The sequence below is a fragment of the Paenibacillus thiaminolyticus genome (assembly GCF_003591545.1).
GTDB lineage: Bacteria > Bacillota > Bacilli > Paenibacillales > Paenibacillaceae > Paenibacillus_B > Paenibacillus_B thiaminolyticus_A.
Genome location: NZ_QYZD01000028.1, coordinates 60,121 through 73,962, shown reverse-complemented (window position 1 = coordinate 73,962; position 13,842 = coordinate 60,121). Strand labels below are relative to the sequence as shown.

The following is a 13,842-nucleotide window of genomic DNA, read 5'->3' as shown; positions in this document are numbered from 1 at the left end:
CCTTATAGTCAATATCCCAACGAATCAGGAGTACAACCATCAGCGCCCTTATAGGCAATATCCCAACGAATCAGGAGCACCATCAGTGTCCTAATAGTCAATATCCCAACCAGTCAGAAGAAACGATTACCACCCATATAACATTCCTCCATTGATACAAGTCTTCTGTTCTAGTTATTCCCCTCCACGCACCTGCGTTATGGGAATACTGGGCATAAGATGGTACAGATACGAATTCGATTCGCCTTCCTGCCCCGAAGGGATAACGAGCATAAGGCGCGGCTGATATGAATTCGTTTTGCTTTCCTTCGCCGAAGGGATAATGAGCGTAAGGCGCAACAGATACGAATTCGATTCGCCTTCCTGCGCCGAAGGGAGAATTCGATTCGCCTTCCTGCGCCGAAGGGATAATGAGCGTAAGGCGCAACAGATACGAATTCGGTTTGCTTTCCTGCGCCGAAGGGATAACGAGCATAAGACGGTACAGATACGAATTCGATTCGCCTTCCTGCGCCGAAGGGATAATGAGCGTCCTGCAGGATAACGAGCGTAAGGCGCTCTATATGTGATAAAGGGGGCGCTTGGATCTGCCCGAGGATAACAGCTTAAGGCAATGCAGATGCAGGTTCTGTACGGTTCCCTGGTAAAAGGGAGAGTCAAAACATCGGATAGAGTAGATGCGGATTCATTTCGCTTTTCCGGATCAACTGGGATACTCAGCATAAGACGGAGCAAAGATGAAAACCGCCCGGATTCAGCTCCGGACGGTTCCAGCAAGAGGGTATCAATTTAACTATTCAGATCAGGACGTTCATTGGTGACGAGGTAGACGACCGACTCGCCGATATTGGTGGCATGGTCCGCAATCCGTTCGATATAGCGGCCGACGAAGGTGAGCAGCATCGCCTGGGAGGCGTTATGCGGATTTTCGAGCACGTAGCTGAGCAGTTCGCGGAATATTTGGCTGTACAACTGGTCGACTTGATCATCGTCCTTCGCCATTTTGTAGGCCAGATCGATATCTTCCTGCACATAGGCCCGAATCGAATCGGTAATCATGTGCTGGACAATCTCCGCCATGCGCGGCAGGTCGATGAGCGGCTTCATCAGCGTCTGACCTTCTATCCGCAGCACGACCTTGGCGATATCGATGGACAGATCGCCCATCCGCTCCAGATCGCTGGAAATGCGGAAGGCGACAAGGATGCGCCGCAGATCTTTGGCGACCGGCTGCTGCGTCAAAATCAGCTTCGAGCCCAGCTCCATAATCGTATCCTCCATCCGGTTCAGATGCGGATCCTCGTTAATGATTGCCCGGGCGCGTTCCGCGTCCATCGTTTTCAACGATTCTATCGATTCGAACAGCGCACGCTCCACATGGCTGCCCATTTGCTCGAGCAGGCGGCTGAGCTCATCCAACCCCAGATCGAATTCCCTGCGCTTAATCATCCTGGTTTCCTCTCCTTTTTAGCCGAAGCGTCCCGTAATATAATCTTCCGTCCGCTTGTCGCTCGGATTGGAGAACAGCGTCTCCGTCTGATCGAACTCAACCACTTCCCCATTGAGGAAAAAGACGGTCTGATCCGACACGCGGGCGGCTTGGTGCATATTGTGCGTAACCATGACAATTGTATATTGATGCTTCAGTTCCTGTACCAGTTCCTCAATCTTCAGCGTCGAGATCGGATCCAGCGCGGATGTCGCTTCATCCATCAGCAAAATCTCAGGGTTCACCGCCAACGCGCGCGCGATGCAGAGGCGCTGCTGCTGCCCCCCGGACAGACTGAATGCCGACCGCTTCAAATAATCCTTCACTTCATCCCACAGCACGGCGGAACGAAGGCTCTGCTCAACGATCTCATCCAGCTTCGCCTTGTTGCGAATGCCATGAAGCCGCGGGCCATAGGCAATATTGTCATATATCGATTTCGGAAAAGGATTCGGCTGCTGGAAGACCATTCCTACTTTTTTGCGAAGCGTCTCCACATCGACTTCTTTGCTATAAATATTGGTACCGGCAATCTCTACCCGCCCCTCGATGCGCGTGCCGGCAATCATATCGTTCATCCGGTTCAGCGTCCGCAGCAGCGTCGACTTGCCGCAGCCGGAAGGGCCAATGAATGCGGTGACTGCCTTCTCAGGGATTGTCATCGTCACATTCTTGAGCGCATGGTAGGTGCCGTAATACAGATTCAGGCTGTCTATATTGATGATTGTTTTCAAATCCGTCGCGGTTGCCGTATTCGTCGTTATCGCCGCCGTCGTCATACGATCGTCTCCTTATCTGTTTTTCTGATATTTGTTGCGCAGCAGCACGGCTGACAGGTTCATCAGGATGAGCAACGCCAGCAGCACGATGATGCCCGCTGCGGCCAACTCATGGAATGCCAGCTGCGGCCGCGATACCCAGTTGAAAATCTGGATCGGCATAACGGTGAACTGATCCAAGATGCTGTTCGGAAGAAAAGCGACGAACGTCAGGGCGCCGATCATAACGAGCGGCGCGGTCTCGCCGATCGCCCGGGACAATGCCAGGATTACACCGGTTAGTATGCCGGAGATGGCCGATGGCATGACCGAACGGGAGACCGTCTGCCATTTGGTCGCGCCAAGGGCGAACGAAGCGTCGCGCCGCGTCTTCGGAACTGCCCGAATCGCCTCTTGGGCGGATACGATAATGATCGGCAGCACGAGCAAGGTCATCGTCAGCGAGCCGGAGAGCAGGCTGCGGTCAAGCGACATGCCGCGCACGAAAATCGTCAGCCCGAGAATCCCGTATACGATGGACGGAACGCCCGCCAATGTGCTGATATTCAGCTGGATGAACCGGGTAAAGGCGTTCTTCTTCGCGTATTCTTCCAGATAAATGGCCGCTCCTACGCCAAGAATGAATGAGATGGGCGCCATGATGAGCACCATATATATTGATCCGACAATCGCCGATTTCATCCCGGCGACGGCAGGCCGGCGGGACGGATAATTCGTGAACAAATCTAAGTTGAGCCGGGACAGGCCGTCCATCATAATGTTAACGATCAACGCCATCAGCGCCACGATCCCAATTAATGTCGCGATAACAAATAGAATGTGAAGGCAAAAATCGATTTTCCGCCGGGTGCTGATTTGCTTGCGGTTCGCGTCATGTAACATCGCCATCTGTCAATACTCCTCCCTGAACCGGCGTGCAACCCAAAGCGCCAATATATTAAGCAGAAACGTAATGATGAACAACAACATACCGACGGCGAAAATCGTGCCGTACTCGATAGAGCCATGCGGCGTGTCGCCCAGGCTAACCTGCACGATATAAGCGGTCATCGTCTGAATGCTCTCCAGCGGATTCAGTGTCAAGTTCGGAGTCGCCCCAGCGGCCACCGTCACAATCATCGTCTCGCCGATCGCCCGCGAGAAGGCGAGTACGGCGGAGGAGACGATGCCCGACAACGCGGCCGGCACGACAATCTTGAGCGCCACCTCGAAGCGCGTTGCCCCAAGGGCATAGGCCCCGTGGCGCAAGCTCTGCGGCACCGCAGTCATCGCGTCCTCGCTCAAGGAGGAGACCATCGGAATAATCATGATGCCGACGACGATTCCGGCGCTGAGCGCATTGAATACGCCTGTGCTCGGGAAGATCTCCCGGATAATCGGCGTGACGAAGGTAAGGGCAAAATAGCCATATACAATAGTCGGCACGCCAGCCAGCACTTCCAGAATCGGCTTGACGATCTTGCGGACGCGATCCGGCGCGTATTCGCTCAGATAGATGGCGCTAGCCAGCCCGATCGGGATCGCCACCAGACATGCGATGAGCGTCACCAGCAGCGTCCCGCCGATAAGCGGGAGAATGCCGAACGACTTCGGCTCAATAAGCGGGCTCCACCGGGTGCCGAACAGGAAGTCGGCGATGTTGACGTGGGAGAAGAAGTTCCACGTCTCCGAGAATAACGTATAGACGATGCCTATTGTCGTCAGAACGGAGACGGCCGCGCACAGGAACAGCAGCACCGGCATGATTTTGTCCGACAAATGCATTCTGCGGTTACGGAACGTCAGCTTCCCTTCTTGTTGCGGGACATTCGCCTGCATATGCTTAACCTCACTTTTAGCTTCATTTACAATTCGTTAACAATCACGCTATGAAAATGTGATGTCCCTAATTCATGAGGATAAGAGACATCACACGTTCATCATCGTGTATGACTGCTGCGTACGAATTCCGGCGATTACTTCAACTGGTTCAACTGCTCGTCATATTTCTCTTGCGGCAGCGGCACATAGCCGACTTCTTCCGCAATGCTGCCTGCCGTCTTCAGGTAGTACTCGACAAAAGCCTTCACTTCCGGCTTCTCCATCTGCTTCTTGCTTACGTAGATAAGGAGCGGACGGGACAATGGGGAATAGCTTCCATCCTTAATCGTATCGAGCGTTGGAGTTACCGTTGCCGTTCCGTTATCGACAGGAACGAGCTTCAGCTTATCTTGATTTTCCTCGAAGAAAGAGTATCCGAAGTAGCCGATCGCATTTTTGTCTCCGGCTACGCCTTGCACGATAGCGTTCGTATCGGCGCTGAACGTAATCTGGCCGTCATTGCGGCTTTCTTGCGCCTTGCCGTTAATCTCTTCCGTGAAATAGTCGAACGTTCCATGGTCCGCGCCCGGAGAGTAGATTTTGATCTCCTCGTTTGGCCAGCCTTCCCGCACTTCTGCCCACGTTCTGACTTTGGAGTTCGGCTCATAGATTTTTTTCAGCTCGTCGAGCGTAATTTTGTCGACCCAGGAGTTGTCTTTGTTCACGACGATGGATAAGCCGTCATAAGCAACTGTCAATTCCAAATACTCGATGCCGTTCGCCTTCGCATCTTCCGCTTCCTTGTCCTTGAGCGGGCGGGAAGCGTTGCTGATGGCAATCTCGCCTGTGCTAAACCGCTTGAAGCCGCCGCCGGTGCCGGACGTTCCTACAGAGACGCGGACCGCGCTATGCTCCTTGCCGAATTCTTCCGCAATCGCCTCTGTCATTGGATAGACCGTGCTGGAACCGTCGATTTCAATCGTCCCGGACAATTTGTCCTCGCTGCCTTGATTTTCCGTATTGTTAGCTGTGTTCGACTGCGTTGATCCCGTATTGCCGCCGCAGGCCGCCAGCGCGAATGCCATGACTGCCACCAAAGTAAGCAGCATGATTTGTTTGCCCCACTTTTTCAAGTGAATTCACTCCTTTGAATTGGGTCTCTCATTTCCTGATTGATAAGTTCGCTTGCTGCCTTACAATCTGAATCTTACTGCTTGTTTGTTAAGCCTGATTTGGAAGTATGTTAACGGAGTGTAAAAATTCAAAGCTGCTATGAGCGGCGCTATTGTCAGCAGCGTCCTGCAACGGATCCGCCAATCTGTTACCTGAAAGGCATGACTCGGCTCGACATAAAAAAATCCCTGGTCACACAGACCAGGGATTAACAAATGGGGAAAATGAGCGAATGAGCTAATGTCAAAGCTCATTATTTTTATACTATCAGATACTTTTTTCCATGAAAAATTAAAATATCCCCTTAATAAGAGAAAAAAGCAGTAAGCCACATATTGCTGCAGTATGTTATAGTAGGAATTCCCAATCTTGTTGATTTGTAAATTCATTTTTCAGAATGAAAATAAATTTTACCGGATCAACACTTTATTTTGACTAATGAATTCAGGTGAATTATGGAAGAAGTTACGGTTCAAGAATTTAGATCAGAAATTTCAAATAGGGAAAATATTAGAGTGATTTTAGAAAGTGATTTTTTAAGTACGCGGCCCCATAAAGTGGTCGACCTATACTTCCAGTTAGGCAAAATCATAATAAACGACTGGGAAATAGATATTAAAAAGTGCAAGATTTTTTTAGAAAAAAAGAAAACCTTTTTGATAAAGGATTGGGAAATCAATGCCAAGAAGTGCAAAATTTTTTTAGAAAAAAAAGAGTACGTGATAACAAGCACTGACTCTAAGACTAAACTGATTCTATATTCAGGATTACGCTTTTGACAAAAGGTTCATTCGCCTCTATCGAGCCAATAAGAGGCCGCATATGTAAAGACGCCTCCAACCCCGCGCCAAAGCGGGATGGAAGCGTCTTTTTCTGTCAAAGTGCCCGTCAGCGTGACCAGTTGAGCCTGCAAGGCTAAAAAGGACGGTTTATCCGTTTTGATTTACAAATATTTCAATTTCATTAAAATCACGTTCTTGCAGTATAGGGGATACATGAACAATGGAATGAAAATTAATATTAAGCGGTATTGTAGTAATAATAAAGTCAATGTCCATGCTTTTTATATCGCCTTCAAGCATTTTTCTATCCACTTCACCTATAATCTCGAGTTTTCCGTCGAACTTTTTATTAATCCAGCTCTTCATGTATATTTCCCAGCTTTTCTCTTCCCCTGTAATTAGAAGCACTTTTTTCTTATTCATATTTTTGAGCCGCCCGGTTGCCGCTATCCGCATCGTTACTTTTGCGGCTTCTTCATCAGGCACATCTAAGATCTCCAGTTTCTTCGCCCATTCGTTATATGCTTTCTTCACTGACAGAAACGTTTTTTTATAAGTCTTCTTTATATACTCGCAAGTCTCCTTTTCCGGCATTATTATCTTCGGGAGAAACATTAATTTATAAAAAGTATGTCTACAGTAATCAACCATACCATACACAAAATCTTCGTCGCTTGCTAAATCAATCTTTACTTCTCTTTCCAATATGTGAATGAAATCACTTATATATGTATAAGCTTGTATTTTCCCTTCCTTATACAGTTTTAGTTCTTCCCGCCTTAAGTTAGCTTGATTTACGCTTACGTATCTGGATAATTTCACGATAATTACTAATAATACTTTCTCCTCAATCGTCAAAAAATGAATGGCGTCTCGTTTTTCATCTGTGCCCCTTTCAAATATTTCTTTATAATACGGGGTCTCAATTGTATTTTTAATTATGCATTCATTAAATTTTACCCTATTCCCTTGCTTCCTGCGTATAAAAAGAATGACCATGATAAAAACGAATCTTCTTCTGTCGTTCGTAGAAAATATAATACCTAATTTTTTTTCGATATAAGAAATATAACCTAGAAGCTCTTCTTTCCTATACTCTGTAAACGGCCATTCTTCTTCCGTAAAAGCCTCCAAATAGCGTTCAGAAAACATTAAGATGATTTGGAACTCATCCCCTGTGATTCCTAAAGGTTTTTTCTCAAGTGATAGACCAAATTTTTCAATATATTCACTAACCCTTTTTAGTACTATATTCGTTGAAGAGGTAGGAAGATATAATTTCTCGGACAAAGAGGTAATGGTAGGTGCAGTTCCTTCCAAAAACTTCTGAAGAACCAAAAAAGTTAGGGATTTTTTAGATAAATTAGATATGACTTCACATATGGTCTGATCTTGGGGTATGGCTAATCTAACCCCTTTTCCCTTTTTTGAAAAGATAGAAGTGTTTTGCGGCAATAAATCATTGAGAACTGATATATCCTTTCGAATTGTTTTACTGGAGCAATCTAGTTTTTGTTCAAGTTCAGAGAGTGTAAACCACTTCTTTTCCTCAGCAAGAATCTTCAACAATTTGATTTTACGACTAATATCCTTTTCCATCATGATTTCACCTTCAGCGTTTTCGTCCAGCCGATCACTGTCGAATCTGCCTTCCAAGGTCAGATTATATAACAGTTCGTCTTCGATGAGTGCAACCGATTCACTCCTACACTCGGAACCCTATCGTATCATACTTTCCCGTGCTCCAGCGACGTTTTTTCACAGGACACTGTCTTCAATCCCGTTCCGCCATTCGCCTCAATTCCGCATGCGCTGCCTGGGCCCGCTCCTCCATGCGCTGCGCGCAGGCATCAATCTGTGTCAGCTGCTCCTGATTATGCGCGATCGCCTGCAGCAGCTGCTTCGCCGACAGCACGCCGGCATACTGCCCTCCGCTCGTAATAACGAGGCTGTCATACATCCGCTCCTCCGGGCGGGCCCCCGCCAGTTCTAGCAGTTGGGCCGCATCCGTCCCCCATTCGGCGCAAGCCATGTCCCGATCCATCAGCCGCGAGACAGGCTTCTCATGATAGAGCGCAGGGGACGCTAGGAGCGGCCATCGAACGCGGAAGTTGATGCGGACATACATTTGTAACACCTTGTTCATCGCTCTATCACAATTGTTGTGAAAATTATCACACCATTTGAGTACGATATAGATAAGCCTGTGATATGGATCATAGACAATATTCAAGTTTTATGAATACCGCACAGCGAAAGGGGTAACTGTCGATGGAATCGGATAATAATCAGGCAAACCGGATTCAAAAACAAGAGAAATGGCTTATCGTTGTCTCCCTTGTAGTGGGCATCATTATGCTCCTCTCGTTCCTACGGCGTTTGTTCTAACGCGGTGGGTTGACTGTTCACATCGTTCTGAAAATACGGCATTGCATTTCTGTTGAGGAGGGAAAGAGGACATGTACTCGTACGATCCTGTATTGTTCAGCCGCATTTTGACCGGCTTGACCTTGTTCGTGCATATTATTTACGCGACCATCGGCGTCGGAGTGCCGCTCCTGATCGCCCTGGCGGAATGGATCGGCATTAAGCGGAATGACCCCCATTATTTATTGCTGGCCCGCCGTTGGGCCAGGGGCTTCACTGTAACGGTAGCAGTCGGGGTGGTCACCGGGACCGCCATCGGGCTGCAGCTCAGCTTGCTGTGGCCGAACTTCATGAAGGTCGCCGGGCAAGCGATCGCGCTCCCGTTATTTATGGAGACGTTCGCCTTTTTCGTGGAGGCGATATTTCTTGGCATTTACTTATATACATGGGATCGCTTCAAAAACCGGATGTACCACTTTTTGCTGCTTGTTCCAGTAGCGATCGGCTCATCGGCCTCAGCCTTTTTCATCACAACCGTGAACTCATTCATGAATTCGCCGCAGGGCTTCGATTGGGTCAACGGGCAGATGACGAACATCCAGCCGCTGGCGGCGATGTTCAATCCATCGATGCCAACGCGGGTGAGCCACGTGCTCGTGACCGCGTATGTCACCAGCGCCTTCCTGCTCGCTGCCATCGCCGCGGTCTCGATGCTGCGCGGACGCAGCCATGTGTACTATAAGAAGGCACTGCGTCTGACGATGACGTCCGCCCTTATCTTCGCGGTCGCTTCGGCCGCCATCGGCGATCTGTCCGGAAAATATTTACACCAATACCAGCCGGAGAAATTGGCCGCCGCGGAATGGCACTTCGAGACGAAGGACAGTGCGGAGCTGATTCTCGGCGGCATCTTGACGAAGGACAATGAAGTGAAGTTCGCGATCAAGATCCCGTTTGGGCTGAGCATTTTGGCGGGAGGCACGCCGGATACCGTCGTTCAAGGGCTGAATGAGGTGCCCGAGCATGAACAGCCGCCGCTGCGGGCCACGCACTATTTCTTCGATTCGATGGTGTTCATCGGCATCTTCCTGACCGTCGTCTCGCTCTGGTACGTCGTCTGGCAGTACCGCCGCCGCAAGACTGGCAAGCCGATCAGCCGCCTGCTTCTGTATGCGATCGTGGCCGGGGCGCCGCTCGCCTTCCTGGCGATTGAATCAGGGTGGATGTTCGCGGAGGTCGGACGGCAACCATGGGTGCTGTGGAAAATCATGACCGTCGAAGAAGGCGCGACGACGTCCGATCATGTCGATACGATGCTGCTTCTGTTTTCGCTTCTCTATCTGGTGCTCAGCGTTACGGCCGTCAAGGTGCTGCGCAGCATGTTCCGCAACAATCCGGCCGAAGCGGAATTGGAGGCGAGCGGCATGGAAGGGGGCATGAAGCGATGAATTACGAACTGCTCGGGATGACCGTGCTGTGGATCTTTCTGTTCGGCTACCTGATCGTGGCGTCGATTGATTTCGGCGCCGGGTTCTTCAGCTATGTCAGCACGATTACAGGCAAACGGCATATCATTCACAATATTATTGAACGCTATCTGTCGCCGGTATGGGAAGTGACGAACGTGTTCCTCGTCTTCTTCTACATCGGCCTGGTCGGATTTTTCCCGGATGCGGCCTATTATTACGGCACCGCCCTGCTCGTGCCTGGAAGCATCGCCGTCATCCTACTCGCTGTCCGCGGCTCCTATTATGCCTTCAGCAACTATGGGTTCAAGAACAACCGGATCTATATGTTTTTGTACGGGGTGAGCGGCTGGCTAATTCCGGCGGCGTTGTCCACGGTGCTAGCTATCTCGGAGGGCGGATATATTTCGGAGCAAGGGGGCAAGGTGACCTTCCATGTCGGCAAGCTATTCACCAATATTTATCCGTACTCGGTTATTTTCCTCGCCTTGGTCAGCGTGCTCTATATTTCGGCCATGTTCCTGACCTATTACGCTGCCAAGGCGGAGGATAACGGGGCGCTCGAGATCGTCAGGAAGTACGCCCTCTTCTGGTCGGCGCCGACCATCTTGGCGAGCCTCTTCGTCTTCTATGCGATTCAAGAGCATAATGCGGAGCACTTCAACAATATGATTGCGAACGCCTGGATGTTCATCCTGTCGTTCCTGTTCTTCCTGCTCGCCGTCTACTTGGTCTGGAAGCGCCGCAATTACGGCTGGGCCTTCCTCTGCGTCGTGCTGCAGTTCGGGTTCGCCTGGTTCGGTTACGGCGCATCCCATTTGCCGTACGTACTGTATCCGTACGTCAACATTTATGACAGCTTCACCAATCCGGCGATGGCAACAGCCCTGATTTCCGTATTTATCCTGGGCCTGCTCGTCCTGATCCCGTCGCTGTTCTTGCTCCTGCGCTTATTCCTGTTCGACGCGAACTATGTTAAGGGCAAGAAGACCCCACGCTAAGGAGGTACAGACATGACGAATTTTCTTATATTTGCGGCGCCGCTCCTTATCGCGGCGTTGTCCATCGCGGCCGTGTTCTGGTGGGGAGCCCGCGCGAAGCCGTATGAGGATTAAGCGTCGCGCTATCGAAGAGAACGCGAACGCATGACGGCAGCCCGCTCTTCGGAGCGGGCTGCCGTCATTGCCTTATCTAGATTCATCGCAAAAAAAGAATCCATCTCCCAGTCGAAAATGGATTGTGCGCCTTATTCGTCGGTGCGGTGCGCCTTCTTATGATGGACCAATTTGTAACCGACGCCCCGAATCGAATCGATCTGGACGGATCGCTGGTTCATCTCCAGCTTCTTGCGCAGCGAGCTGACATGGACATCGACCGTCCGCTGTCCGCCGATGTAATCGAAGCCCCATACCGCATTCATCAGATCGTCCCGGGTAATGACCATGCCCGGGCGCTGGACAAGGTAGAGCAATACTTCGAATTCCTTCGGCCGCAGCGGGATCAGCTCCTGATGCAGCGTCACTTCATACTTCTCCGGATAGATGCGCAGATCGCCAATCGCAATGACTTTGTCGTCCGCATCTTCCTGCTCGACCGGCTCGTCGCTCGATGCACGGCGCAGCACAGCGCCGACGCGCGCGAGCAGCTCAGCCACGCCGAATGGCTTCGTAATGTAGTCGTCCGCTCCGCACTTCAAGCCCTGCACGACTTCTTCCTCCGCATTGCGCGCCGTCAAAATGATGACGGGCGTGCGGACGCCGGCTTGTCTCAGCTTGGACAGCACCTCGAATCCGTTCATGCCCGGCAGCATAATATCCAGTATAATGAGGTCGAACTTACGGTGCAGCGCCACCTGCAGCCCTTGGGAGCCGTGGTCGATCACCGTCGTATCGTACCCTTCCAAGGTCAGATTATATGACAATAGCCGCGCCAATGTCGGTTCGTCTTCGATGACTAATACTTTTCGTTCAGACATAATTATCCTCCGAAAGTCAATTCCTATCCCTAGTGCCTCTACCGATCGCAACCATATCGTAACATACTTCCTCGTGCCGCGGCGACGTTTTTTTCACTGCGGCACAGAGGTAGGGCGGGCATGCGAGTTCATCCCCGCGCTTATTGCTCTGACCCGTCCGGCACCCACTCCTGAAGCACGGGAAGCTCAATGGTGAAGGTCGTGCCTACGCCCAACTCGCTCTCTACCCGGATCGTTCCTCTGTGCGCCTCGACGAGATGCTTTACGATGGAGAGCCCCAGCCCCGTGCCTCCCGATACGCGGGAGCGAGCCTTGTCTACCCGGTAGAAGCGCTCGAAGATGCGCGGCACATCCTTCTTCGGAATGCCGATGCCCGTATCGGTAATCGTCAACCGGATCCGTTCCTCCTGATCCGGGTCATGCAACGCCACAGCACCTATCTTCACCTGTCCGCCCTCCGGCGTATAGTTAATCGCGTTGGAGAGCAGGTTGAGCATAATCTGGCGCAGCCGATCCTCATCCGCCTCGACATACAGATCCGTCTCGGCATCCAGCCGGACATCGATGCGCTTGCTGCCCGCTTCCTTGCGCAGCATCTCCACCGTATGCTCGAGGAAGGTCCCGAGCTCCACCGGTGAAAATTGCAGCACCGCCCGTTTCGCTTCGATTTTGGACAATTCCAGAATGTCGCCGATAAGCCGGTTCAAACGCTCGCTCTCCTCCTGAATAATATGCAGGAAGGACTTCGCGATCTCCGGATCATGCATCGCCCCATTCAGCAGCGTCTCGGCGAAGCCCTTGACTGCGGCAATCGGTGTCTTGAGCTCATGGGATACATTCGCCACGAATTCAGTCCGCATCCGCTCGAGCCGCCGGATCTCCGAGACATCCTGCATCACCAGCAGAATGCCCGCCCATTCCTGATCGGTGAAATAGGCCGGGACGACCGTCACATCCAGCAGACGCTCCTCCGGATAATAAATCGTCATCTCGTCATGGCGCAGCTGCTTCTTCTCCTCGACCTCGGCCATCATCTGCTGCATCTCATACGGCGCCCTGACTTCGCTGAACGGACGCCCGAGCCATTCTCTGCTTCGGATGCCGAGAATATGCTCGGCCTTCCGGTTCAGCAGCGCAACCTTGCCTTCCGCATCGACCATCACGATCGCATTGATCATATGCTCCATGACCGTCTGCAGCCGGCTCTCGTTCTCGCGTATTTGCGACATCTGCACCTGGAGGCTCTCCGCCATCGCATTGATAGCCGTCCCCAACTGCCCGATCTCGTCCTTCCCCGCAGCCTGGGCCCTCGCCTTGTAGTCCATCTGGGCGATGCGCATCGCGACGCGGGTCATATTCTCGATCGGACGCGTCAGATTGAAGGCAATCCGGTAGCTGACGATCACGGCGATAACGAATAATGCCGCCAGACCTAGCGCCAAATACGCCCACAGCGCCCTCACGCTGCTCTCGACATGCTCCAGACTCATCGCCAGACGTATATACCCGTCAAAATGGGGCGTATGCACAGGCCTGGCGACATAGAGCATATTTTGCCCCAGCGTCTCGCTGTAACGGATATTCGAGCCGATCCCTTCCTGTCCTGCCTTCATGATCTCCTCGCGCGCCAAGTGATTGTCCATCCCGGCGGCCTCATGATCGGAATCGCCGACAACCGTCCCGTCAGCCAGTATAAAGGTAACGCGGGCATCCGCGCTATCATGAAGCTTGTGCGCCCAGCCGCTGTAATAGGCAATCACGTCGTCCCTGCTTCCCGGCTGGATCCAGGCGAGCGTCTGCTCGATGAGCATAATTTCCCGGGACATATTCTCCTCCAGTTGGCGGATATGATTGTGCTTGAAGGTGGACGCCATATAAATACCGGCTGCCGTCACGGATATCCCGATAAGCAGCACAAAGATCAAAGTCAAACGCGTGCGAAACCGCGACATGCGCATCTCTCCACTTCATTCTCGAGGTTGTAGGTCTATGTTCCATCCTACCGACCGTT

General features: G+C 51.4%; 13 protein-coding genes. 4 read left to right on the top strand and 9 right to left on the bottom strand.

Features of this window, described 5'->3' with window-relative positions:
- Positions 1–789: 789 nt before the first annotated feature.
- From phoU to DQX05_RS23110, 5 genes are all read right to left on the bottom strand, one after another.
- On the bottom strand, positions 790–1,449 hold the full coding sequence (gene phoU / locus DQX05_RS23130) for a phosphate signaling complex protein PhoU (RefSeq protein WP_119795470.1): 660 nt from the start codon (positions 1,447–1,449) through the stop codon (positions 790–792).
- Between the two features lie 18 nt (positions 1,450–1,467).
- The gene (pstB, locus tag DQX05_RS23125) at positions 1,468–2,268 is read right to left on the bottom strand and encodes a phosphate ABC transporter ATP-binding protein PstB (RefSeq protein ID WP_119795469.1); all 801 of its coding nucleotides are present in this window, start codon (positions 2,266–2,268) and stop codon (positions 1,468–1,470) included.
- A 12-nt stretch (positions 2,269–2,280) separates the two neighbouring features.
- The gene (gene pstA, locus DQX05_RS23120) at positions 2,281–3,156 is read right to left on the bottom strand and encodes a phosphate ABC transporter permease PstA (protein ID WP_119795468.1); all 876 of its coding nucleotides are present in this window, start codon (positions 3,154–3,156) and stop codon (positions 2,281–2,283) included.
- Between the two features lie 3 nt (positions 3,157–3,159).
- A complete protein-coding gene (gene pstC / locus DQX05_RS23115; protein WP_119795467.1) occupies positions 3,160–4,086 on the bottom strand; it encodes a phosphate ABC transporter permease subunit PstC in 927 nt (308 codons plus the stop codon).
- 137 nt (positions 4,087–4,223) lie between these two features.
- Positions 4,224–5,201, bottom strand: a complete 978-nt coding sequence (locus DQX05_RS23110) for a PstS family phosphate ABC transporter substrate-binding protein (RefSeq protein ID WP_182914850.1) — start codon at positions 5,199–5,201, stop codon at positions 4,224–4,226.
- Between the two features lie 495 nt (positions 5,202–5,696).
- Here DQX05_RS23110 and DQX05_RS23105 point away from each other — a divergent pair, with 495 nt between their 5' ends.
- Positions 5,697–6,020: a hypothetical protein gene (locus DQX05_RS23105; protein WP_119795466.1), complete on the top strand. Its 324-nt coding sequence runs from the start codon at positions 5,697–5,699 to the stop codon at positions 6,018–6,020.
- A gap of 150 nt (positions 6,021–6,170) precedes the next feature.
- Here DQX05_RS23105 and DQX05_RS23100 read toward each other — a convergent pair whose 3' ends face one another.
- Together DQX05_RS23100 and DQX05_RS31065 are read right to left on the bottom strand one after the other, a co-directional pair.
- On the bottom strand, positions 6,171–7,625 hold the full coding sequence (locus DQX05_RS23100) for a BglG family transcription antiterminator (RefSeq protein ID WP_310735693.1): 1,455 nt from the start codon (positions 7,623–7,625) through the stop codon (positions 6,171–6,173).
- Positions 7,626–7,797: 172 nt separating this feature from the next.
- On the bottom strand, positions 7,798–8,169 hold the full coding sequence (locus tag DQX05_RS31065; RefSeq protein ID WP_182914849.1) for a CBS domain-containing protein: 372 nt from the start codon (positions 8,167–8,169) through the stop codon (positions 7,798–7,800).
- Positions 8,170–8,482: 313 nt separating this feature from the next.
- On the opposite strand from DQX05_RS31065, the gene DQX05_RS23090 reads away from it, so the two are divergent.
- The 3 genes from DQX05_RS23090 to cydS are packed head-to-tail and all read left to right on the top strand — an operon-like array spanning position 8,483 to position 10,971.
- Complete coding sequence (locus DQX05_RS23090; RefSeq protein WP_119795465.1) at positions 8,483–9,838, top strand: cytochrome ubiquinol oxidase subunit I; 1,356 nt, start codon at positions 8,483–8,485, stop codon at positions 9,836–9,838.
- Positions 9,835–10,857, top strand: a complete 1,023-nt coding sequence (locus tag DQX05_RS23085; protein ID WP_119795464.1) for a cytochrome d ubiquinol oxidase subunit II — start codon at positions 9,835–9,837, stop codon at positions 10,855–10,857. The genes DQX05_RS23090 and DQX05_RS23085 overlap by 4 nt, the downstream gene beginning before the upstream one ends.
- 12 nt (positions 10,858–10,869) lie before the next feature.
- Entirely contained in the window at positions 10,870–10,971 is a 102-nt protein-coding gene (cydS, locus tag DQX05_RS33310) for a cytochrome bd oxidase small subunit CydS family protein (RefSeq protein ID WP_397335820.1), read from the top strand.
- A 131-nt stretch (positions 10,972–11,102) separates the two neighbouring features.
- On the opposite strand, the gene DQX05_RS23080 is transcribed toward cydS, so the two are convergent.
- Both DQX05_RS23080 and pnpS read right to left on the bottom strand, forming a co-directional pair.
- The gene (locus DQX05_RS23080) at positions 11,103–11,831 is read right to left on the bottom strand and encodes a response regulator transcription factor (protein WP_119795463.1); all 729 of its coding nucleotides are present in this window, start codon (positions 11,829–11,831) and stop codon (positions 11,103–11,105) included.
- 140 nt (positions 11,832–11,971) lie between these two features.
- Positions 11,972–13,783, bottom strand: coding sequence for a two-component system histidine kinase PnpS (gene pnpS, locus DQX05_RS23075; RefSeq protein WP_119795462.1), 1,812 nt, complete (start codon positions 13,781–13,783; stop codon positions 11,972–11,974).
- Between the last annotated feature and the right edge of the window lie 59 nt (positions 13,784–13,842).

What these genes read in the sequence shown, in the direction of transcription:
- phoU (WP_119795470.1), bottom strand. Translation starts at nt 1,449, where the DNA reads ATGATTAAGCGCAGGGAATTCGATCTGGGGTTGGATGAGCTCAGCCGC.
- pstB (WP_119795469.1), bottom strand. Translation starts at nt 2,268, where the DNA reads ATGACGACGGCGGCGATAACGACGAATACGGCAACCGCGACGGATTTG.
- pstA (WP_119795468.1), bottom strand. Translation starts at nt 3,156, where the DNA reads ATGGCGATGTTACATGACGCGAACCGCAAGCAAATCAGCACCCGGCGG.
- pstC (WP_119795467.1), bottom strand. Translation starts at nt 4,086, where the DNA reads ATGCAGGCGAATGTCCCGCAACAAGAAGGGAAGCTGACGTTCCGTAAC.
- DQX05_RS23105 (WP_119795466.1), top strand. Translation starts at nt 5,697, where the DNA reads ATGGAAGAAGTTACGGTTCAAGAATTTAGATCAGAAATTTCAAATAGG.
- DQX05_RS23100 (WP_310735693.1), bottom strand. Translation starts at nt 7,625, where the DNA reads ATGATGGAAAAGGATATTAGTCGTAAAATCAAATTGTTGAAGATTCTT.
- DQX05_RS31065 (WP_182914849.1), bottom strand. Translation starts at nt 8,169, where the DNA reads ATGAACAAGGTGTTACAAATGTATGTCCGCATCAACTTCCGCGTTCGA.
- DQX05_RS23090 (WP_119795465.1), top strand. Translation starts at nt 8,483, where the DNA reads ATGTACTCGTACGATCCTGTATTGTTCAGCCGCATTTTGACCGGCTTG.
- DQX05_RS23085 (WP_119795464.1), top strand. Translation starts at nt 9,835, where the DNA reads ATGAATTACGAACTGCTCGGGATGACCGTGCTGTGGATCTTTCTGTTC.
- cydS (WP_397335820.1), top strand. Translation starts at nt 10,870, where the DNA reads ATGACGAATTTTCTTATATTTGCGGCGCCGCTCCTTATCGCGGCGTTG.
- DQX05_RS23080 (WP_119795463.1), bottom strand. Translation starts at nt 11,831, where the DNA reads ATGTCTGAACGAAAAGTATTAGTCATCGAAGACGAACCGACATTGGCG.
- pnpS (WP_119795462.1), bottom strand. Translation starts at nt 13,783, where the DNA reads ATGTCGCGGTTTCGCACGCGTTTGACTTTGATCTTTGTGCTGCTTATC.